This window comes from Nocardia camponoti (genome assembly GCF_014646135.1).
GTDB classification, from domain to species: Bacteria; Actinomycetota; Actinomycetes; order Mycobacteriales; family Mycobacteriaceae; genus Nocardia; species Nocardia camponoti.
The window spans coordinates 141,195-161,387 of sequence record NZ_BMMW01000001.1; the positions used below are offsets into that span (position 1 = coordinate 141,195).

At 65.8% G+C, this 20,193-nt stretch carries 17 protein-coding genes; 7 read left to right on the plus strand and 10 right to left on the minus strand.

The genetic code is table 11. The features are described 5' to 3' along the window. Positions 1-41 precede the first annotated feature (41 nt). The 4 genes from IEX78_RS00695 to IEX78_RS00710 all read right to left on the minus strand — a co-directional run bounded on the left by IEX78_RS00695 (position 42) and on the right by IEX78_RS00710 (position 6,180). Positions 42-2,042: an SDR family oxidoreductase gene (locus tag IEX78_RS00695; RefSeq protein WP_188826752.1), complete on the minus strand. Its 2,001-nt coding sequence runs from the start codon at positions 2,040-2,042 to the stop codon at positions 42-44. A 249-nt stretch (positions 2,043-2,291) separates the two neighbouring features. Then, a complete protein-coding gene (locus IEX78_RS00700; protein WP_188826753.1) occupies positions 2,292-3,398 on the minus strand; it encodes a glycosyltransferase in 1,107 nt (368 codons plus the stop codon). Then, entirely contained in the window at positions 3,395-4,726 is a 1,332-nt protein-coding gene (locus IEX78_RS00705; protein ID WP_188826754.1) for a glutamate-1-semialdehyde 2,1-aminomutase, read from the minus strand. The genes IEX78_RS00700 and IEX78_RS00705 overlap by 4 nt, the downstream gene beginning before the upstream one ends. Positions 4,727-4,848: 122 nt before the next feature. Beyond that, a complete protein-coding gene (locus IEX78_RS00710; protein ID WP_188826755.1) occupies positions 4,849-6,180 on the minus strand; it encodes a YveK family protein in 1,332 nt (443 codons plus the stop codon). A gap of 227 nt (positions 6,181-6,407) precedes the next feature. Between IEX78_RS00710 and IEX78_RS00715 the strand changes: the two genes are divergently transcribed. From IEX78_RS00715 to IEX78_RS00740, 6 genes are read left to right on the plus strand one after another with little or no spacing between them, the layout of a single operon-like run. Then, positions 6,408-7,229, plus strand: coding sequence for a glycosyltransferase family 2 protein (locus tag IEX78_RS00715; protein ID WP_188826756.1), 822 nt, complete (start codon positions 6,408-6,410; stop codon positions 7,227-7,229). 5 nt (positions 7,230-7,234) lie between these two features. Beyond that, positions 7,235-8,608, plus strand: coding sequence for an O-antigen ligase family protein (locus IEX78_RS00720; RefSeq protein ID WP_188826757.1), 1,374 nt, complete (start codon positions 7,235-7,237; stop codon positions 8,606-8,608). After that, entirely contained in the window at positions 8,605-9,666 is a 1,062-nt protein-coding gene (locus IEX78_RS00725; protein WP_188826758.1) for a glycosyltransferase family 4 protein, read from the plus strand. The genes IEX78_RS00720 and IEX78_RS00725 overlap by 4 nt, the downstream gene beginning before the upstream one ends. Then, positions 9,663-11,159 carry an oligosaccharide flippase family protein gene (locus IEX78_RS00730; RefSeq protein WP_188826759.1) on the plus strand — a complete coding sequence of 499 codons (1,497 nt, stop codon included), beginning with the start codon at positions 9,663-9,665 and terminating at the stop codon, positions 11,157-11,159. The genes IEX78_RS00725 and IEX78_RS00730 overlap by 4 nt, the downstream gene beginning before the upstream one ends. Beyond that, positions 11,137-12,222 (plus strand): glycoside hydrolase 5 family protein, encoded by a 1,086-nt coding sequence (locus IEX78_RS00735; protein ID WP_188826760.1) that lies wholly within the window; start codon positions 11,137-11,139, stop codon positions 12,220-12,222. Before IEX78_RS00730 ends, IEX78_RS00735 begins: the two co-directional genes overlap by 23 nt. Beyond that, positions 12,209-13,297, plus strand: coding sequence for a glycosyltransferase family 4 protein (locus tag IEX78_RS00740; protein ID WP_188826761.1), 1,089 nt, complete (start codon positions 12,209-12,211; stop codon positions 13,295-13,297). Before IEX78_RS00735 ends, IEX78_RS00740 begins: the two co-directional genes overlap by 14 nt. Positions 13,298-13,407: 110 nt before the next feature. On the opposite strand, the gene IEX78_RS00745 is transcribed toward IEX78_RS00740, so the two are convergent. Both IEX78_RS00745 and IEX78_RS00750 read right to left on the minus strand, forming a co-directional pair. Further along, positions 13,408-14,028 (minus strand): MspA family porin, encoded by a 621-nt coding sequence (locus IEX78_RS00745; protein WP_229683615.1) that lies wholly within the window; start codon positions 14,026-14,028, stop codon positions 13,408-13,410. A 165-nt stretch (positions 14,029-14,193) separates the two neighbouring features. Then, entirely contained in the window at positions 14,194-15,312 is a 1,119-nt protein-coding gene (locus tag IEX78_RS00750) for a class I SAM-dependent methyltransferase (RefSeq protein WP_188826762.1), read from the minus strand. A gap of 14 nt (positions 15,313-15,326) precedes the next feature. Between IEX78_RS00750 and rfbC the strand changes: the two genes are divergently transcribed. Continuing rightward, positions 15,327-15,890: a dTDP-4-dehydrorhamnose 3,5-epimerase gene (gene rfbC, locus IEX78_RS00755; protein ID WP_188826763.1), complete on the plus strand. Its 564-nt coding sequence runs from the start codon at positions 15,327-15,329 to the stop codon at positions 15,888-15,890. A gap of 325 nt (positions 15,891-16,215) precedes the next feature. On the opposite strand, the gene IEX78_RS00760 is transcribed toward rfbC, so the two are convergent. Genes IEX78_RS00760 through IEX78_RS00775 form a run of 4 tightly spaced genes read right to left on the minus strand, consistent with a single transcriptional unit; the run spans position 16,216 to position 19,914 of the window. Continuing rightward, on the minus strand, positions 16,216-17,253 hold the full coding sequence (locus tag IEX78_RS00760) for an NAD-dependent epimerase/dehydratase family protein (protein WP_188826764.1): 1,038 nt from the start codon (positions 17,251-17,253) through the stop codon (positions 16,216-16,218). Positions 17,254-17,258: 5 nt separating this feature from the next. Then, entirely contained in the window at positions 17,259-17,903 is a 645-nt protein-coding gene (locus IEX78_RS00765; protein WP_229683616.1) for a PIG-L deacetylase family protein, read from the minus strand. Further along, positions 17,900-18,676, minus strand: coding sequence for a glycosyltransferase family protein (locus IEX78_RS00770; RefSeq protein WP_188826766.1), 777 nt, complete (start codon positions 18,674-18,676; stop codon positions 17,900-17,902). The genes IEX78_RS00765 and IEX78_RS00770 overlap by 4 nt, the downstream gene beginning before the upstream one ends. Next, positions 18,673-19,914 carry a class I SAM-dependent methyltransferase gene (locus IEX78_RS00775; protein ID WP_188826767.1) on the minus strand — a complete coding sequence of 414 codons (1,242 nt, stop codon included), beginning with the start codon at positions 19,912-19,914 and terminating at the stop codon, positions 18,673-18,675. Before IEX78_RS00775 ends, IEX78_RS00770 begins: the two co-directional genes overlap by 4 nt. Positions 19,915-20,193: the final 279 nt, after the last annotated feature.

Genomic DNA, 20,193 nt, shown 5'->3' on the forward strand with positions numbered 1-20,193 from the left:
CGGCCGCCGAGAAGTGTTCTCGGCGGCCGACTTTCGCGTGTCTACCAGTGAATTCCGGGCAGCACGCGACTCATCCGCGCAGCGGGGCTCGGGACCACCATCAACGGACTCAGGACGGGCCCGAGCATCGACAGGGCCGAGCGAGACGGTTCAGTCGACGAGGCTTCGGTCGACTTCCCTTGTGCCGCGGTGGATTCTCCGAACATCCGGAATCCGGTGTGCATGATCGTGCGCTTGAGCGACGGCATGAACATCTCCACCGCCTGCGAGAACGTGCCGACCGGCGTGTCGATGCGGTCGGGACGTTCGATCAGTGCGCGAACCACAACGTCGGCGGCGCGTTCGGGCGCGGGCAGCGGCAGCGCGCGGTACACCTCGGTCGGCGCGACCATCGCCGTCCGCACCAGCGGCATCCGCACCGACGTGAAAGTGACTCCCGCACCACGGTTTTCGACGGCGGCGATTTCGCTGAAGTTATCGAGCGCCGACTTGCTCGCGGCATACGCGGCGAAGCGCGGCACCTTAGCCTGCACCGCGATCGAGGAGATGTTGACGATGTGGCCGAACCCGCGTTCTCGCATCGACGGCAACAGGCCGAGGATCAGTCGAACCGCGCCGAAGTAATTCACCGCCATCGTGCGCTCGAAATCATGCATGCGCGCAACGGAATTCGCGACCGACCGCCGAATTGAGCGGCCCGCGTTGTTGACGAGGTAGTCGACGTGGTCGTGGTCGGCGAGCACGGTCTTGACCAGGGTGTCGACGGCGTCGGCGTCGGTGATGTCGCACGGGTAGGCGAACGCGCGGCCACCGGCTTCGCGGACCGCGTCGCGGGCAGCGGTGAGTTCGTCGACGCCACGCGCGACCATGAGCACGGTCGCGCCACGGCTCGCCACCGCGTGCGCCGTCGCCAGACCAATGCCCGCCGACGCGCCGGTAATCAGCACGATCCGGTCGGTGAGTGCGTCGCTGGTCGCGCGACCACGCTGCGGGTCGAGGTTGCTGCGCCAGTAGTCCCACAGTCGCGCGGCGTAGGTGTCGAAACTAGGCACGACCATCCCGTGCAATTGCGCGCGGGTGGAATCGGCGACGAACTCGGCGCTGAAGCTGACGTGCGGCGCCACTTCGGCGGGAATGCCGAGGCGCTCGAACAGGAAGTCGCGCACCGCGGGCGCGTACGGGAGGTGGCCGAGTCCGCTGAGCGCCTTCGCGCTCCCGGGAACGGTGCCGATGCCCACCGGGCCGCCCGCCGCTGCCGCGAGCGCCCCGTAGATCTCGCTGAACGGCTGCGGGCGCGGGTTGACGAGGTGGAACGTGCGGTGATCGAGGTCGTCGCGACGGACAAGGCGGACCATCGCGTCGGCAACGTAGTCGACCGGGACCACGTTCGTCGCGCCCAAATCCGGTAGGGGAAGCGGCAATTCGGCGGGAAGCGCGGTGGCGAGCGCACCGATGGCGCTAAAGAAGTAGTACGGTCCGTCGATCTTGTCCATCTCGCCGGTGCGGGAATCGCCAACGATGATCGCGGGTCGATAGACGCGCCAGCGCAGCCCTTCCGCTTCGCGAACCAACTTCTCGGCGGCGAACTTCGTGCGGTGATACGGCGACGTGAGCGCTTGGCCGAGGTCGAAATCGTCTTCAAAGAACTTGCCGCGATGGTCGCCAGCGACGGCGACCGACGACACGTGATGCAACGTGGCATCGAGCTCGCGAGCGAGCGCGATAACCGATTCGGTGCCCGCGACATTGGCCGCGTGCGCGGTCTGTTCGTCGGCGGTCATGTCATAGACCGCGCCGAGGTGCAGGACGTGATCGATGTGCTCAGGCGCGTTTTCAATGCCGAGACGTTCGGCGGTGAGGTCACCGACGACGGCGAAGACGCGATCGCCATGCGGGTGGGTTGCCGTTTGCGCGGTGAATTTGTCGACCGATTCCGCGCGCACGAGCACGTGCACTGTCGCGGTTGGGTCGGCTGCGAGCAGCCCAGCGACCACTCGACGGCCAAGAAAGCCAGTGCCGCCGGTTACAAGGTAGGAAACCATCGCCCCTCCAAAAGATTTCATCGATTCGCAGTCGGAAACGGTGAATGGGCATGCGGCAATGAATGCGCACATCAACGAGTTCCTGGAAACCGAGCACATCGTCATCGACGGCTCGACTGTGTCCAAAGATACTCGTCAGTAACGTACGACGGCAAGCTGGCGGAGTGTGGGAACGGTCACCATCGACGCAGGTCAAAGGGTATGTGTAACAAGGAATTTCAGTTACTTGAAGTGTCAGATAACTTGTCGCTACTGGTTCGCCAGCACCTTGTCGACGGTGGCGGCCATCTTCGCGCGAAACACCTCCGGCGCGAAGGAGTCGGCGTGGGCGCGAATCTTGGTCACATCGTATCGATCCGAGCGGAACGAACGCATGGTCTCGGCGAGTGCGTCGACAACGTCATCGTCGGTGCCCGCGGGCACATATTCCCCGGTCACGCCAGGGCGAACGGTGTCGAGCGCACCGCCAGCGCCAACCGCGAGAACCGGTGTGCCACAGGCCATTGCCTCGACCGGCACAATGCCGAAGTCCTCAATGCCGGGCATGAGCAGGGCTTGGCAGCGGCGGTACATGTCGAGCAGCAGTGCCGCCGATGTCGCGCCGAGGAAGGTGGTCTCTGACCCGGCGATGGACTCAAGCTGGGTGCGAAAACGCCCGTCGCCCAACACAACTAAGCGAACACCGGCTTTTTGCGCTGCCCGAATCGCGAGATCGGCACGCTTGTAGGGCACGAGGCGACCCGCGCAGAGAAAGAAATCCTCGCGTGGCAGCTGCGGCGCTGGGGTGAAATCAGCGACGCGTACGGGCGGATTCACCACGGTGGCGGGCAAGCCCCACCAATCGCGCACGCGGTCAGCGACAGCGTGCGAGTTCGCGACAACATGGGCGAGCCGCGGGGCAGCGCGTAATTCGCCGCGACGGGCAAGCGTGCCGAGGGCGGCGAGCGCGGTTTGGCCGGCACGGCCACCGGCTTCTTGCGCGCGAAAGTCCTTGTCCCACGCCCATCTTGCTGGGCTGTGCACATAGGCGACGGTGGGTGGCGCACCTGCCGCGAGGGCTGCTTGGGTCGCGAACGCGTGGTGACTCACCACGGCAACGTCGAAGTCGCGCAACGGCATTCGCCGAAATTCACGCGAGACCAACGGCAGCAGGGGAGCGTGGCGCCCACCGGTGAGGCGATGCGCCTTACTCAACCAACTGTCGTGCACGTCGCGCACTGGTTCACGCACCCCGGACGGTTCCACGATCGGCGCGAAAACCCTACTGTTCGACCAGGTTTGGACGAACTCACCAACGACAGCTTCCGATCCACCGAACTCGGTGAACCGTTCGTGGACAAGCGCGACTCGGGTCATTGGCTGATTCTCGCTTCGAGCTGTCGGGGCGCGGCGGTGCGCCGCAGGGCGGGGGCGACCGGGCGACCGGTCAGTAAGCCGTCGACGCTGCCCTGTTCGATGGCGGTGCGGTAGACGCGCGCGGCGTCGGCGCAGGCGGTGATGGTCTCGTCGATGGCGGCGTCATCATGGGCCGCCGAAGTGACAAACGACTGCCCGAGCACGCCACGCTGGAGTAGCTCTTGCAGGAACAACGTGCGGAACGCCTGCGACGGTTCATGATTGGGGTCAAGCGTCCGGAAGATCAGGCACGAAGGGCGACCACTGAGCATGAGGTAATCAGCGATCCCAAGATCGGCGACCAGCGCGGCAAAGCCCTCGATCAGGCGCCGACCCGCCGCTTCCATCCGTGCCACCGGGTCGCCAGCGCGGTAGGCGTGCGCGACGGCGCGGAACGCGGCGAGCGACGCGGTTTCCGGGCCGTGCGTGGTTGAAAGGAGGAAGACGCGATCGTCGTCGGTGCGCAGGCCACCGCGTTCCATGTACTCGCGTTTGCCCGCGAGCGCCGAGATCGGGAACCCGTTGCCCATCGCCTTGCCCCAGCACGACAGGTCGGGCGCGACCCCGTACACCTGCTGCCCGCCCCCTGCTGACCAGCGGAAACCGGTGATCATCTCGTCGAAAATCAGCAGTGTGCCATGCCTGTCGCACAGGTCGCGCACGGCGGCGAGGTAACCAGGCGCTGGCTCGGCGAGCGCGGTCGCGGGTTCCATCACCACGGCCGCGATGGGCGATTCGGTGAGGACACGCTCAAGGGCGGCGATGTCGTTGTACGGGAAGGTCGCGGAACTGACGGTGGGGATGCCCGCCGACATCGGGGTGGTGCCGATGAACCAGTCGTCAGTCGAGAAGAACGGTTGCTGGCAGATCGCGACGCGCTCGCGGCCGGTGACCGCGCGGGCGAGTCGAATGGCGGCCGTCGTCGCGTCGGAACCGTTCTTGGCGAACTTCACCATATCCGCGCCAGGGACGAGGTCCAAGAAGTCTTGCGCGGCAAGCACTTCCAGCTCGGTGGGCCGAGTGAAGGACATGCCGTTGGCCATTGCCGCCGCTGCCGCGTCGAGCACCGGCGCGTAAGCGTGCCCCAGAGTCACCGACCGCAAGCCCATGCCGTATTCGACGTAGCTATTGCCGTCGGCGTCCCACACCCGAGAACCCTTGCCGCGTACCAAGACTGGGGCCATTTGCTCGGGATATTGGTCGGCGCCACGCGCATAGGTGTGGGCACCACCGGGGATCAGATCGTGCAGGCGATCGTTGAGAGCGTTACTGCGGGTGAAATCGCGCATCAGTAGTGAACTTTCGGGTCATGCGGACTGGTGCGTGGCTCGGCAACGACACCATCCGGTACGGCTCGATGACTCCGCGCGCCCAAGCAACCCCGGCCGCGCGGCACTGGCGGTGCTCGGTCCTACTTTGTCGACGGTTTGTCGTCGGGCGCGCCGTTCTGCTTGCCAGACTGGCTGAACAGGTTGCGCGGCAATGCCGTCGTTTCCGGGTCCTCGGTCGGGGACAGCGCCCGTCCTGTCGATCGCGGGGCGACCGGCGTCGCGCGTCGCGGGGGTAGCGGAACCTCCGGTGCTGGCGGACCTGCCGTCGGCGCGGGTGCCGTCGGCGCCTCCCCGGACGCGGGCGCTGCCGGGTCCTTGACCACAGGTACCGACTTATTCGCGCCGAGGTCGCGCGCTTTCGCGCCGGTCCCGTACTCCTTTGGCTCCGGTCCGCGCTGCTCGGCGACGGGCGGGCGCTTTGTCAATGCTGAGTCGCGCTCGTTCGCCGTGAGCCCGCGCTCGTTCGTTGCTGACCAACCGTTGTGTGGGGGCAGCACCCGGTCGTTCAGCGGTGCGCGGGGAGCTGGTCGGTACGTCGGGGGAGGGGTGGGAGGGGTGGGAGTTGTTGGCGTCGCCACTGTCGGCACGTCTTTTTCGTCAACCGTCGGTTCAACCGACTTCTGCTCGGCGGGTTTGGTCCGACGACGTCCTCGCGCGACACCCGCGATCACCAACCCCTCGGCAACGACAATCAAGGTCGCCAACGCGGCAAACAGCGCTTCTTGAATCGGGTGCGGCGCGACCAATTCCCACGTTGGCGCGGCGATCACCGTGAGTCGAGCTGGCCCGACGATCTGGCGGAACTCGGTTTCGCGCGCGACATCACGCCCGTCAAAGCTGAGCTCAGGACGCAGGGGATCGGCAACGAGTTCCTTGGCGAAGGAATCCTCAAGGGTGCGACGGTGGCTTTCTAGGTCCGTCGCCGACCTTCGGATCGCCTCGCTGCGCATTTGCGAGCCCAAGCTGTCGAGTGACTCTTCAACGGCGACAACAAGTTTCGCCGCCTGCTCGGGCGTCGATGCCTGCGCCTTAATGATCAGCAGCGACGGCGACGGCCCGGTGATCGCCGAAACGCGCTTGCGTAAGTCGGCTTCGGACGGTGCCAGCCCGTTCTTCACCACATCCGACAGCACGCGGGTATCGGTGAGCATCACGATGTAGGGCTGAGTGAGTTCGTTGAACACCGCGCCAATGGACTGCTGGGAGATCTGGGCGGTGATGCTTGCCTCGTAGGTGCGCGGGCTGCTCTCGCGCACAAACCACACGCCACCGCCGACAAGCAGGGCGGCGATCAGGGCGAAGGGCAACACCCGAACCAACTTGCGCACGTGGGCGGCGATGTTGACCGAGGGCATCGACCGTTCACCGCGACTGTGCTCGTCGGTTGACACCGGCGATTGAGTGTCGGTCACTCTTCCCCCAAACTCCACGACAAAAACGCTCCAACCATAAACCTTGCCCCCGACGTAGGCGCGTCTACGATAGCGCACCGGACGGGATCGGTCTCGTTAGCTAAGTCGGTGCTGATTCTCATCGAACGCGGTAGTGGGTCACCAGGTAGGGTAATGCCGATTCTCGCGCGGCAGCGCCTGTCAGTGGGCGACCCGCGCAAAGTTAGCTTAAGTAAAGGGGTTATGTGGTGGGGGTTCAGGTCTCGGTATGTGTACCGGCCTTCAATGCCGCGCGGACGATTGTTCAGACGCTCGCGTCCATCCAAGCCCAGGATTTCACCGACTTCGAAATCGTCGTTGTCGATAATGCGAGTACCGACGGCACTGGCGACCTCGTCGCCGCCATTGACGACCCGCGCATTCGCTTGCACACCAACGCCGACCTTTTACCGATGGTCGACAATTGGAATCGGGCAATCGAGCTGGCGAGCGGCGACCTCGTCAAGCTCGTTTGCGCGGACGACCTCATCGCGCCGAATTGTCTGTCGGCCCAGGTCGCGTCGCTTGCCGACCCGACGATCGCGGTAGCGGCAAGCAAGTTCAGCGTGATCGACGACGACGGCGCGACGCTCGCCCAGCATCTCGGCTTGCCCGGTCTTGTTGGTCGGCACGAGTCGGCGGCGGCGCTGCGTGCGCTCGTTCGCAAGCTGCCCGACGACGTGTGCCCTACCGCCGCGTTCCTGTTCCGTCGTGCTGATTTTGCCGCGACCACGGGTTTTCGGGCCGACTTCCTGTACGCGATGGACATCGACCTGATCGCGCGACTGTGCGCCAACGGCGCCTTCTACGGCCACGGTCAAGCGCTGGCGACCAATCGCGCGTCGGCGTTCAACCACTCAAGCGCCACCTCATCGCTGAGCAAGTTCGCTGACGTCGTGCGGTTCAACCATCACCACCGACGTGCCCCCGGTGTCCGTCTCGTCGACGTGATCGCTGGCGACGGCCGCGTTGGCAAGCAGGCGCTCACCCGGGTTGGCGTGCGCCTGCGGCAGTTAGCCGGAAGAGGCTGACGACGGTGGGCACCCTCGCGTACTTCGCCGCTCTGCCTGTTGGCTGGATGTTCCTGCGCTGGATCTGGGACCGTCCGCAACGGGGGGTTCTGCTTGTCGCGGCGTTGGTGCCCTTCAACGGTCTGTTGCTGATCGCGCCCGAATGGATGCGGGTCGACGGGTGGAAGGAAGGGCTGCTGCTGCTCACGCTCGCGGTAGCGGCGTTCGTTCCGCATCGCGACAATCAGCCGCGCCCCGCGCTGCCGTGGTGGCCAATTGCCGCCGCGCTGTTGGTCTTTGGCGTTTCGTCGGCATTTCTCACCGCGGGCAAGCTCGGCCTGTTCGGCATCAAGATCACGTTCTTCTATCTGCTTGTCGTTCCGCTAATCCTTTATTTGCGACCGTTCACCAGCCGTGACCGCGACGTGCTCGTCACGATCATGATGATCGAATCCGTTGGTATCGCGCTGTTTGGTCTTGCCCAACAGGCGATTGGTGCCGACGGGCTCGCGCAAATGGGCTACGAGCACAACGTGACGATCCGGTTCGCTGGCGGCTTGCTGCGCTCGTTCGGCACCTTCAACCAGCCGTTCCCCTTCGCGTTCTATCTCGTCATGGTGTTGCTGGTCGGCGGGTCGGTCGCGCTCGCGGCGCCGGGTCGCGCTCGCAACCGGGCCTTCCTTTTCTGCACGCCGATCCTGGTCGCGGGCGTCGCGGCGAGCGTCGTGCGCGCCGCCATCGTTGGGCTCGTCGTCGGCGCGCTTGTCCTCGCGGTTGTTCGCTATCGCGAGCACCTCAAAGCGCTCCTTATTGGCACGGGCGTGCTTGTCCTGATCGCGGGCGGCGCGGCGTCGTCAAGCGCGCGAAGTTCACTGCTGTCGTCGGATAGTCTCGCCGCTCGTGAGATGGGGTGGCGCGTTGTCACCCGCACGGTCGGCAGTCATCCTTTCGGCGACGGGCTTGGTTCGACCGGTGCGGCCAAGGCCGCGCAACTGGTCGCCGAACTCGGACCGATGGCCGAGAACCTGCCGTACGCGACCGGCGAGGTGCAGATCTACGGCAGGCCGTATCAGCCAGACAACTACTACGTGAAGCTGCTGATCGAACTCGGCCCGGTCGGGGTGTGGCTGTTCGTCGCGATCATGGTCGTGATTTACCTGCTAAGCATGCGGACCGCGCGCACGGTGAGCGGCAACGATTCCGCGCTGGCGCTCGGCGTCGGTGCTTCGGTGCTCGCTTGCGCGGTGGCCTCGGTGGCATCGAGCTACTTCGAGATTTTCCCCAGTGATTTCTATTTCTGGCTCCTCGCCGCCGTCGTCGGTTGCATCGCCACTCAACACAACAGCGCGGACGGCGAGCCAGTCGTCGCGCGTTCTTTCGTACGTGAGCAGGTTTCATGAGCAACGAAAAGCCAAGCAGCGCACTGTGTTTCGGCGCGCTCGCGTACCGGCCCAACGGGGCGGGGGTGGCCACCTACCAGCGCGAACTGCTCGCCGAACTGCCCGCGCTGTTGCCGACAACGCCGCTGTCAGCGCTAATCCAAGCCGACGCCGCCGCCGAATTGCCAAGCGCGATAACGCCGCTCACCCGACCAGTCGCTGCGGGTGCGCGGCGGGCGTGGCACGGCATCGCGCCGCTGCGCGGGGTTGACGTCTTCCACGGCCTTGACGTCGACGTGCCGTTGTTCGGACCGCGTGCGTGTGTCGCGACCGTGCATGACCTGTCAGTTTTCGACGTGCCGTGGGCGTTCAGCCGCTACCGCGCCCGGGGCGAACAGGTGCTGGTGCGAACCGCGCTCGCGCGCGCCGACCTGCTCATCGCGGTCTCGGAGTTCACCGCTTCCCGTCTCGCTGACCGGTTTGGGCGTGACGCGGTTGTTGTGCCGCTCGCGCCCGCGAGTTGGGCGGCCGTTCCCGACGCGGAAACCGTCGCTAGGGTGTGCGAAAAGTATTCGCTGCCAAGTCGATTCATCATTCAGGTTGGTACGGTCGAACCGCGCAAGCAAGTTGCCATGCTCGCCGACGCGGCCAAGGCGCTCGACGTTCCGCTCGTCCTCGCGGGTGCGGGGTCGACGGGGCCGGACGCGCCTGCCGGAACGGTCGGCCTCGGCTACGTCGACACCGCTGACCTGCCCGCGCTGTATTCCGCGGCCACGGTTGTCGCGTACTGCTCGCAATACGAGGGGTTCGGGTTGCCACCGGTCGAGGCGATGGCGTGTGGCGGCGCGGTGGTTGCCAGCGCGGTCGGCGCGCTGCCGGAAGTGTGCGGCGACGGCGCGGTGCTTGTCGCATCAACAACCGTCGACGCGTGGACGTCGGTGCTGCGCCCGCTGCTTGCCGACGCCGAAGCCAACCTCGCGCTGCGCGACCGCGCCGTCGCCGCGATGTCGAAGTTGAGTTGGCGTAGTACCGCTGAGGCGACCGTCGTCGCTTATCGCGCGGCAGGACTGCTGTCATGACCGCCGACGCCCCGCCGAAGAGTCGGCTCACCGGCCGCATCGCCGTGAGCAACACCGTGGCGATGCTGGCGAGTCGCGTGTTCTGCGCGGCACTCGGGTTGGTCGCGACCATGGTGATCGCGCGAATGTTGCCCGGCGTCGAATGGGGTTATTTCTCCTTCGTTTTCGGGCTGCTTGGCATGCTCGCGATCATCACCGATCTCGGGGTGGGTCGCGCGGTCATCGGGAAGCTCGTACATGGCGAACCCGACGAGGTCGCCGAGATCGCTACCTCGTTCATCGTGCTGCGCACCCTGCTCGGGTTACTCGGTTACGTCATCGCGGTCGGGTACGTGGTGGTGTCCGGGTGTCCGCGCGAAGTAATCGTCGCGACCGCGCTCGCTGGCATCGTCGTTGTCATCGCGACCCCGAGCCACGCGCTGACCGTGCTGTTCGAGTCGACCATGCGCATGACCGTGGTCGCCGCGAGCGAGGCGCTGGCGCGCGCGGTGCAGGTCGCGTTGACCGTGCTGGCCGTCCTGTGGGCACCAACATTGCTGGTCGTGATCGTTCCCGCGCTGATCTATGAGCTCGTTTCGATCGGGATCAAGATCGTCGGCGTCGCCCGTGGACTCGGCGGCCCGATTCCCGCGCGGCACATCCAGTTCAGTTGGTGGGGGCCGATGCTGCGTGAGGCGTTGCCGCTGAGCATCGGGCTCGCGCTGATCATCATGTTGCAGAAGGTCGGGCTGCTGCTACTCGGCCACTTCGACACCTTCGAATCGGTTGGTCATTTCGCTGTCGGGATGAAGTTCGCCGACCTGCTCGACACCGCGGCGGTCGCGGTGATCGCACCGGTGACGACGCTGCTCGTCGCGGTCTGGCCGGCCGACCCAACCCGATTCCGGCAGTACTTCCGGCAGGGGACCGCCGCGCTTGCCGCCTTGATGTTCCTCGCACTTGTCGCGTTTTGGCCCGTCGCCGATGACGTGATCGCGCTGCTTTTCGGGCAAGCGTTCACCATCGCCGACACCGCGAGCCGGGTCCAGATCGTCGCCGCGCTATTCGGCGCGCTAGCTCACCTCGCGTTGGTAGCGCTGATGGCGGCGGGGCGAAGCACGCTCATTCCAGGGGTGGCCGCCGCGGCGCTGGCGGTGAATCTCGTTGTCGCGTGGCCGCTCATTGCCGCCGATTCCTTCACCGGCGCGGCCGTCGCCGGGCTGGTTGCCCAGGTTGTGCTGCTTGTCGCGATATGGGTTGCGCTGCGGGTCGCCGTCGGCATTCGCCGATTGATTCCGCTGTGGCCCATGAGCCTCCTTGCCGTCGCGGCGGCGGGCGTCGCGTGGGCCGGTACTGTTGTCGCGCGGCAGTGGGAACCCCCGTGGCTCCTCACCGCGGCGGTGGTCAGCGTGGGTTACCTTGTTCTCGCCAGCGCGGTGCTGCACTTCACTGTTGGACTCACTATCACGCGCTTGCGAGGGCACAAACCTGATGACACTGTGGCGGATCGCTAGGCTGCGCGGTGTCGCTTCCTTCCTTGTCGCCGTTGTCGCCGTGACCGTGGTTGGCTGCGGCGCACCGAGTCGTTCTAATGCGGCCCCGGAGATCATTAATCCCACGGGGCTGGGGATCTCCGGCGGCCACGGTTGGCAGGCGTTGAGCCAAACCGAGCTCGACCGTCAGCTCACCATCGTCGCCGACACCGGCGCGAAATGGATTCGCATCGACCTCGACTGGTCGGGTATCGAACCGCGACGCGGACACCAGGATTGGGCCGACTCCGATCGGGTCGTCAATTCCGCACGCGCACATGGTCTTTACGTGCTTGCGATCCTGACCTACACGCCCCGCTGGGCGATGCGCGACCGGACCGGCGACGACAAGGCGGCACCTGATCCCGCGCTTTACGGCCAGTTCGTCGCTGACGCAATTGAACGGTATCGCAGCAAGATTCGGCACTGGGAAGTGTGGAACGAACCCAATATCGACACCTTTTTCCGACCGAAACCTGACGTCGGGCTGTACGCGCAGTTGCTGCATCAAGCCGCGATGGCGGTGCGGGTGCGCCAACCGGGTGGCCAGGTGATCGTGGGTGGGCTCGCCCCCGCCGCCGACGACGGGACCGACATCGCACCGACGACGTTCCTGGAACGGCTTTACGCGTTGGGTGCCGAGTCGGATTTCGATGCTGTCGCCCTGCATCCCTATTCGTATCCGGAACCCCCGTCGGTGTCGGGTCGGGACAATGCTTTTGGCAACCTGTCCCGGGTCCGCGCGATCATGGACAGGCACGGTGATATCGGTAAACGGGTGTGGCCCACCGAATTTGGCGCACCAACGGGCACCGCATCGAGTGCCGTCAGTGAGGAAACGCAGGCGCGCATCGTCGCCGAGGGTCTTGGGGTGATGGCGACAATGCGCGGGCTTGGTCCGGTTTTCGTGTATTCGCTTGTTGACGCGGGTGATGACCGCGCTGATCAGGAGGACAATTTCGGCATGCTGCGCCGTGACTATTCCGCCAAGCCCGCGTTCGCGGTGCTGCGGGCAAACGCGAAGGCACTCGATGTCCCACGCTAGCCGTGACCTGCTGTTCATCGCGCACACCGGCCAAGCGTCGGGTGCGGAAAACGTGATGCTGTCGCTGGTTGAGGTGGCACTCATGCGGGGCGATCGCGTACGGGTCGCGTGCCCTGATGGGCCCTTGTGCGCGCGGCTGCCTGACGGGGTTTCGCGTGTTGTCATCCCCCCGCTCGGGTTGACCGGTGAGCGGGGTGCGCGACGGCTCGTCGCCGCCTCAGTGATGTTCGCGCGGTGGGCGCGGGCCGCTTTCGTGTTACGGAAACCGTTGCGCTCCAGTCAAGTTGACGTGATCATCAACTCGACGATGGCGTTGCCCGCCGTCGCGTTGGCGCGGCCGGATCGCGCGACGACAACGTGGCTCGTTCATGACATCCTCGCGAGCGGGCGTCAGTACGCGGCGGCGCGCGCGGGACGTCGGGCGGTTCGGCACGCGGTCGCGGTGTCGGAAGCGGCGGCCACTCCGGTTCGCGCACAAGGGATTTCGGTGTCGGTCGCCGTGAACGGAGTGACGTGGCCGGTTGACGCCGCGTCCGCGCCCGCGGTTAGGGAACCCGCCGTGATCGGGATTCTCGGGGTGATCACCGAATGGAAAGGTCACCACGTGTTGCTCGACGCGGTCGCGCGCGTGCCTGACGTTGTCGTCGAAATCGCGGGATCGGCGCTGCCTGGCGACGAGGAGTATCTCGCCCAATTGCGTACGCGCGCAGCAAAACCTGATCTTGCGGGCCGGGTGCGATTCCTTGGCCGCGTCGATGCGCTGCCGACGCTGCGCGGATGGGACGCGCTGGTTTCAGCGAGCGTTTTGCCCGAGGCGGGTCAGCTGGTTGTGCTTGAGGCGATGAGTGTGGGGATACCCGTGATCGCGACCGACCACGGGGGATACGCCGACGAGCGCGTAATGGTGTGCGTGCCCCCGAACGATGCGGGCGCGTTGGCGAAGGGGATCGCCGGTCTGGTCACGGATCTTGCGCTGCGCCAACGGCTTTCGTTGGCAGGGCGCGCGCGGGTACGGGAGTCACATGACCGTTCGGTGACGGTGCTGGCCATGCTGGACGCCTTGGTGCGCGAGTAATCGACGGCGCACAGCAGGCGGGCGACCCTCGCTTGGTGCCAGATTCGGGCGTCGGATGGGACTCGAACGGCCGCCCACCTATGCGCAGGTGGGCGGCCGCTTAGTTTGTGCTAGTTCGAGAACGTCGGGCCGTACGTCACGACCGTATCGCCCGTCGCGCCAACAACTTTCACGAACGGGCGCACGTTGGTCTGGCCGAGCACCCCGGTGACCGTGCCGTGGAAGCCCGACAGACGCAGGACGCCGTTCGCGCCCGACACGTCGGCACCGGCCACCTCAACTTCGCGGATACCGGGGCCGAAACCCGCCGTGACCTCGATGCCCGCGCGCGGGATCAGACCGTCGAGCTTGAGGGTGCCGCCGTCGCCGCCGAATTCGAGACCCAGTGAGGGCGTTGACCATTCGAACTTGATGCGACCGTCCAGCGTGGCCGGGTAACCGATCTGGTAGCCGACGGTGACGTGGCCCGACCACTGCTCAGCATCGGGACCGGAAACGACGAAACCGGCTTCGCCGCTGTGGAACCACTCACGGGTGAGCGGGTTGCCGTCGAGTGGTGCGACGAAGTTGACGCGGGTGTCGGATTGCACCGCTTCGATGGTGCGATCGTGGCCGTCACGCACCGAACTGACGCTGTCGACGCCCGCGCCAGCGGGTGCGGTGGCGAAGGTAAGGGCGATGGCGAGCGCCGACGCGACGGTGCCGATGCGCAGCGCGCGGGAAGTAAACACAGTAGGGATCCCCTCAGCGAAAACGAATTTCTCCACAAGACGTCGCACCAACCCCAATTGGCAGCGGCAGCGACGCTGCTGACCCGCTGGACCGTTCACGGCGCGATCTTGGCTCGCAGAATTATGGCACGCGCGGCCGTCATGTGCACGGTAACGAAAAGTACGTTACCCCACACGATTTGGGTCGTTAGCTGCGGAAACTGTGATCGGACCGGTCGGATCGTCAACCACCCAGCGGCCGTCGAGACCCGGTAGCGCGGTGCTTACTTCGGCAAGCAAATCGGGCAGGGTGAGCAGCACCGCGTCGGGGTTGGCCGCGACGAGTTCGGTGGGCGTGATGATGGGGACGTCGGTGCCTGGCATGCGCCGCCCGGCCTTCGCTGGCGAAGCATCCGCCACGGCTGTCAGGAGCGACGTATTCGCGCCAGCCAGCGCGAAGAGCGCTACCGCACGTGACGCGGCACCGTAGGCGTAAACCCGTTGGCCCCGTTGGGCATTCAGCCACTCGCGGAGCGCGGTGACGTGCCCGGTGACGCTGTCGCCGAAGCCGGCGAGCGCTTGCGGGGTGAGCGCGGCTCGCTCGGCCTGGTCAACTCGCTCGACGCTCGCATGTGCGGGGTGGTCGCCGTGGCGGGCGGCGAGGAGGACGGTGCCGCCGTAGAGGTCGAATTCCCACGCGCGCACGATCGACATGCCAACGGCGGCAAGCGATTTCCTGACCGCCTCGAGGGTGTAGTAGGCGAAGTGCCCATGCCGCAGCGCGTTCCACTGCCCATCACGCACGATCGTGGCGAGCGAATGGTATTGCAGGAGAAGGACTCCGGTGTCGCTTGTCGCGGCGGCGCGGTGCGCGAAGGCGGCCCGTTGGTCGGGTTCGTGCATGATGCCGAAGCAGTCGAGGACGACGTCAGCGGGGGAGTTGTCGTCCTGGGTGAACCCGCGCGCGGTGAGCAGCGGAACCCAAGTGCCGCCATGCGGGCTGCCGAATTCACGCACGGTTGCGCCGTCCAGCAGCCCGGCCGCCGCGACTCGCTTCACCGCGTCGGTCGCCTGCTCGCGCAACGCAAGGGGTTCGACGCCGCGCGGTTCGGACGTGACGGTGTCGTCGTCAGCCAGCTGCGCTAGGCCGCACGTCGCGCACCGGTCCATCCGCAGCGGGTGGCCGACTTCGCTCGCGGCGACAGGCTCGTCGGCGGGCGGGAAGTAGTCAGCTGCGGGCGCGGCGCCCAAGTCGAGGAGCACGGTCAGGTCGGTGCTCGGGCAGGCGCGGCACGTGCGGGTCATGACAGGATGTCCTTGTGCGTATCGAGGCGACCGAGTTGGTCGACGTTGTAGTGCTGATTCCCGAACCATTCCGCGACGAGCGCGGGCTGTTCACCCGCACATTCGACGCCACGGAATTCGACACTCACCTTGGCAAACCCGGTGCGTCGGCGGCATTCGTGCAGGACTCGCAATCGCGGTCGGTGCGCGGGGTGATTCGCGGGATGCACGGGCGCGGCGGGCGAGGTGAGGCCAAGCTGGTGCGGTGCGCGCGGGGGACCGTTCACGACGTGCTCGTCGACATCCGCCCGGACTCGCCCACTTTCGGTAAACAGCAGGCGTTCACCCTCGACGACGAGACCTTCACCCACCTCTACGTTCCGCCGGGTTTCCTGCATGGCTTCCAGGCCATCACCGACGTCGCCGACGTCTGCTACCGCATCGACCGCCCCCACGACCCCACCGAGGACATCGGCGTCGCCTACAACGACCCCGACCTCGCGATCGAGTGGCCGCTGCCGGTCACCATCGTGTCCCCGCGCGACGCGAGCGCGGCGAGCTACGCCGACCTGCGGACCAAGCTCGGCGGAACGGGCTAGGAGACCGGGCGATCGAGCGGCGTTCCCCTCTGCGGCATGGGCCTGAGCACCGTTCGCCTTGACGAGCGGTTCCCCGGCGGTGGTCACGTGGGCGAGCCGGGGCCTGGCGGTGGTCGCCGGGGCGAGCTGGGGCCCGGCGGTGGTCGCCGGGGCGAGCTGGGGCCCGGCGGTGGTCGCCGGGGCGAGCTGGGGCCCGGCAGTGGTCCCCGGGGCGAGCCAGGGGACGGCGGTGGTCACCTGGGGGACCCGGGGCCCGGCGGTGGTCGCCTGGGTGGCGCGGCTCGGTGTAGCGCTGTCGCGTGCGGACAGCGCCACCCAGGCAGCGCTAAGCGGTCGCGGGCGCACTCACCCGCCGCAGGTTCGCGTCGAGTTCGCCCGCGTCGCACAGGCTTTGCAGGTGCGGCAGGCGCGTGAAGCGCTGGAAGAACGCCTCCGAGGTGAGCCCACGCGCGGTGTATTCGCGGGCCAGTTCCTCAGCGCCAGCCGGGACCGTCCACTCGGCTTCGAAGCCCAAAACCGTTCTGGCGAGCGAGAAGTCGACCCGATACGACCGGGGGTCGGCACCGTACTCACCGGTGATGACCAACGTCGAGTTCGGCACCGCGTCGACAACCGCACCGGCGATCTCGGCGACGGTCAGGTTGTTGCGCTCGGTGCCGACATTGAAAGCGCGGCAAGCGATGTCGGCCTTGGGCGCGGTCAAGCACGTCAGGAACGCGGTGGCGATATCGCGCGCGTGCACCAGCGGACGCCACGGGGTGCCATCCGACAGCACCCGCACCTCGCCGGTCAGCACCGCGTAACCAACCAGATTGTTGAGCACGATATCGGCGCGCAGCCGCGGCGAGAAGCCGAAAGCCGTTGCGTTGCGCAGGAATACGGGCGTGAAGGTGTCGTCGGCCATCGCGGCGACATCGTCTTCCACCCGTACCTTGCTCTCGGCGTACGGCGTGATCGGCCGCAGCGGCGCGTCCTCGGTGACCAGCTCGGCACCGGCAGCGCCATACACCGAACACGTCGACGCGTACAAGAACCGTTGCACGCCAGCAGCTTTGGCGAGACGAGCAAGCCGCACCGAGGCGTGGTGGTTGATGTCGTAGGTGATCTCGGGTGCGAGCGCGCCAAGCGGATCGTTCGACAGCGCGGCCAAGTGGATGACCGCGTCGAACCCGCGCAACTGCTCTTCGGTCACTTCGCGCAGGTCAACGCGAAAACTGCCGTCCGGGTCGCCCGCGAAGTCGCCAAGCAGGCAATCGGCGAAATAACCGATGTCGAGCCCAACGACCGTGTGGCCCGCCGCGCGCAGCATCGGCGTCATCACGGTGCCCAGGTAGCCCTGGTGGCCGGTGACAAGTACCCGCATGTTGTTCACTCCCAATTGATGATCGCTTTTTCGAGCGTGAAAGTCTCGGCGTAGGCGGCGTGACACTGCACGCCACGCACCCGCGCGAGACCAAGGAACGCCGCTTCGTCAAACCAGTCCCGACCCACCTGCGACACGTAATGTTCGTGCAGCAGTGCGGATTTCGCGGTCAGCAGCGACTTGTCGAGCGGGTGATACACCGTCGGGCGCGGGGTGTCGGTCTCCCACTTGAGGATCTCGTAACCCAGCGTCAGATGATCGCGAAACTCTGTCGGCACCAGTTCGGCAAGCAGCCGATGATCCTGGTGCGCGTCCCCGCGTTGCGGCGCGAAAACCACGTCCGGTTCGCACGACGCGCGAAAGTCCTTGAGCGCGTCCTTGATTCGATCCCAATGGGCAGGCGACCGGCCGTCTGGCACGTCGAGAATCGTCACCTCAAGGTCGCTACCGGCACAGAACGCCGCTAGCGCCGCCCGCTCCTCAGCCTCGCGCGGCGTGCCGCCACCAGACAGCACAAGGGCGCGAACCCGCAGGTCAGGCACAGCGCGCAAGAGTGAAAGCAACGTCGCGCCCATGCCGATCGCGATGTCGTCGCAATGCGCGCCGAGCAGCGCGACCTCGCGCGGTCGCGTGGGGAACAGGCTGATCACGCCGACTCCCACACCATCCACGGTCGCGTGCCGTTGCGGTAGGCATCGTCGAGCTCGGCGCGTTCCTTGAACGTGTCGGCGGGCTTCCAGAAGCCGTGATGCTGGTAGCCAAACAGGCGACCTTCGCCAGCGAGCGCACCGCACGCGTCGGCGACCAGGTCGCCGCCGGGCGGCAGGAGATCAAAGATCTCCTGGCTCAGCACGAAGAAGCCACCGTTTTCCCAGAGCGGCATCTGGGCGACCGGCATGATGTCTTTGACAACGCCGTCGGGAGTGATATCCACACAGTGGAACGAAGATTGGGGCGGCACAACCATCATCGACGCCGCGGCACCGGACGCGTGGAACTTGTCGATCATCGTGTTCAGCGGTGCGTCGGTGAGCACATCGGCGTAGTTGGCGAGGAAGTACTCATCGCCGTCGAGGTGCTCACGCACGCGGCGCAGTCGCTCGCCAATCGCCGACTCAACGCCGGTGTCGACGAAGGTGATCGTCCAATCGCTGATGTCAGCACCAAGCAATTCGACCTCCCCGTTGCGAATCACGAAATCATTTGATGCCGATTCCTGATACGTGAGGAAATAGTTCTTGATGTGCTCAGCGCCATAACCAAGACACAGCACGAATTCCTTGTGACCGAAGTGCGCGTAATACCGCATCACGTGCCACAGCAGCGGTCGCGGACCAACTAACTGCATCGGCTTCGGCACGATGTCGCCGGAACTTCCGCGCATCCGCATGCCGTAACCGCCGCAGAACAAAACGACCTTCACTGGTTCACCTTCGTTTCAAGCGCGGCCCGATGCAGCACGGGGAGCGGAAAGACCAATTCGCCGCCCCAGTCACCAATGTGGCGAAGCTGTTCGGTGAGTTCGATTTCGAGATTCCACGGCAAGACAACGACCACGTCGGGGCGGTCGAGGTCGATGCGTTCGGGTTCGTGAATGGGAATGCGGGTGCCCGGAGTGAATCGGCCATGCTTATACGGGTTCCGGTCGACGGTGTATTCGAGCAGGTCAGGGCGAATTCCGCAGTAGTTCAACAGCGTATTGCCCTTGCCGGGCGCGCCATAGCCGACAACGCGTTTGCCTGCGGCTTTGCAGTCGAGCAGGAAGCGTAACAATTCCTGGCGAACACCTTCGGTGCGCGGCGCGAGCGACAAATAACCGGCGGGTTCATGCAGGCCAGCGGCACGTTCGAGGTCGAGTACCTCGGTCACGCGCGCTGTCGGCACGGCAACCGCATCGGGGCGCGCCCACAGGCGAATCGAACCGCCGTGCGTGTCGAGCAGTTCGACGTCAACAACGGTCAGCCCGGCAACCGCGAGCGCGCGCTGCGCGGAATGCACGGTGTAGTACTGGAAATGCTCGTGATAAATCGTGTCAAACTGACCGAGCTCGACCAGATTCAGAGCGTGATGCACCTCGATCGACAGCCAACCGTCGTCGGCGAGTAGGCCGCGCAGCGACCGGGTGAAGCCGCGTAGATCGGGAATATGCGCGTAGACGTTGTTGGCGACGACGAGGTTCGCCGGGCCGTGCTCGGCGCGCACCCGCGCTGCCGTTTCCTCGTCGAGGAACGCGGTCTCGGTTGGCACGCCGGCCGCGACGGCGGCGGCGCCAACATTCACCGACGGCTCGATGCCGAGGCAGCGAATCCCGCGCTCGACAACGTGGCCAAGCAGGTAGCCGTCGTTGCTCGCGACTTCAACGACGAACGAGTCGCCATCGAGGGAGAGTCGGTCGACCGCGGTCTCGACGAAGGTGCGCGCGTGGTCGACCCAGGACCGCGAATACGACGAGAAATAGGCGTATTCGGTGAAGGTGTCTTCCGGGGTGATCAGCGCCGGGATCTGCAGCAGCAAGCATTCTTCACATAACCGCAGGTGCAGCGGATAAGTGGCCTCGGCAATGTCGAGTTGTTCGGGCGCGAGGAAGCTTTCACAAGGCGGCGTCGCACCCAAATCGAGCACGCTTGTCAGCCGCTCGGAATCACACAGTCGACAACGCACGCCAGCCCCACTTTTCCCGCACCCGAAAACGAATCGGGGCAGACAATACCGTGGTCACGCGCTCCCTGCGAACTGGAAACATACGCATAGCAAACGATATTCATGGTACGTTTAAAAATTCGCCTGCGATTAGAGCGAATAGCTATCGTCGAGCGACGTCATTTTGATTGCTAAACATGTGAGTTCACTCACTCCCGGTCAGCGACCAACTGGCATCATGCGAATTCCGTATCGGCGCAACGCTTTGCGGGATAAGAAAGGGCGTCCGCCCAGCTAACG

Coding starts and splice junctions, on each gene's coding strand:
- IEX78_RS00695 (WP_188826752.1), bottom strand. CDS start 2,042: ATGGTTTCCTACCTTGTAACCGGCGGCACTGGCTTTCTTGGCCGTCGA.
- IEX78_RS00700 (WP_188826753.1), bottom strand. CDS start 3,398: ATGACCCGAGTCGCGCTTGTCCACGAACGGTTCACCGAGTTCGGTGGA.
- IEX78_RS00705 (WP_188826754.1), bottom strand. CDS start 4,726: ATGCGCGATTTCACCCGCAGTAACGCTCTCAACGATCGCCTGCACGAT.
- IEX78_RS00725 (WP_188826758.1), top strand. CDS start 8,605: ATGAGCAACGAAAAGCCAAGCAGCGCACTGTGTTTCGGCGCGCTCGCG.
- IEX78_RS00730 (WP_188826759.1), top strand. CDS start 9,663: ATGACCGCCGACGCCCCGCCGAAGAGTCGGCTCACCGGCCGCATCGCC.
- IEX78_RS00735 (WP_188826760.1), top strand. CDS start 11,137: ATGACACTGTGGCGGATCGCTAGGCTGCGCGGTGTCGCTTCCTTCCTT.
- IEX78_RS00740 (WP_188826761.1), top strand. CDS start 12,209: ATGTCCCACGCTAGCCGTGACCTGCTGTTCATCGCGCACACCGGCCAA.
- IEX78_RS00750 (WP_188826762.1), bottom strand. CDS start 15,312: ATGACCCGCACGTGCCGCGCCTGCCCGAGCACCGACCTGACCGTGCTC.
- IEX78_RS00760 (WP_188826764.1), bottom strand. CDS start 17,253: ATGCGGGTACTTGTCACCGGCCACCAGGGCTACCTGGGCACCGTGATG.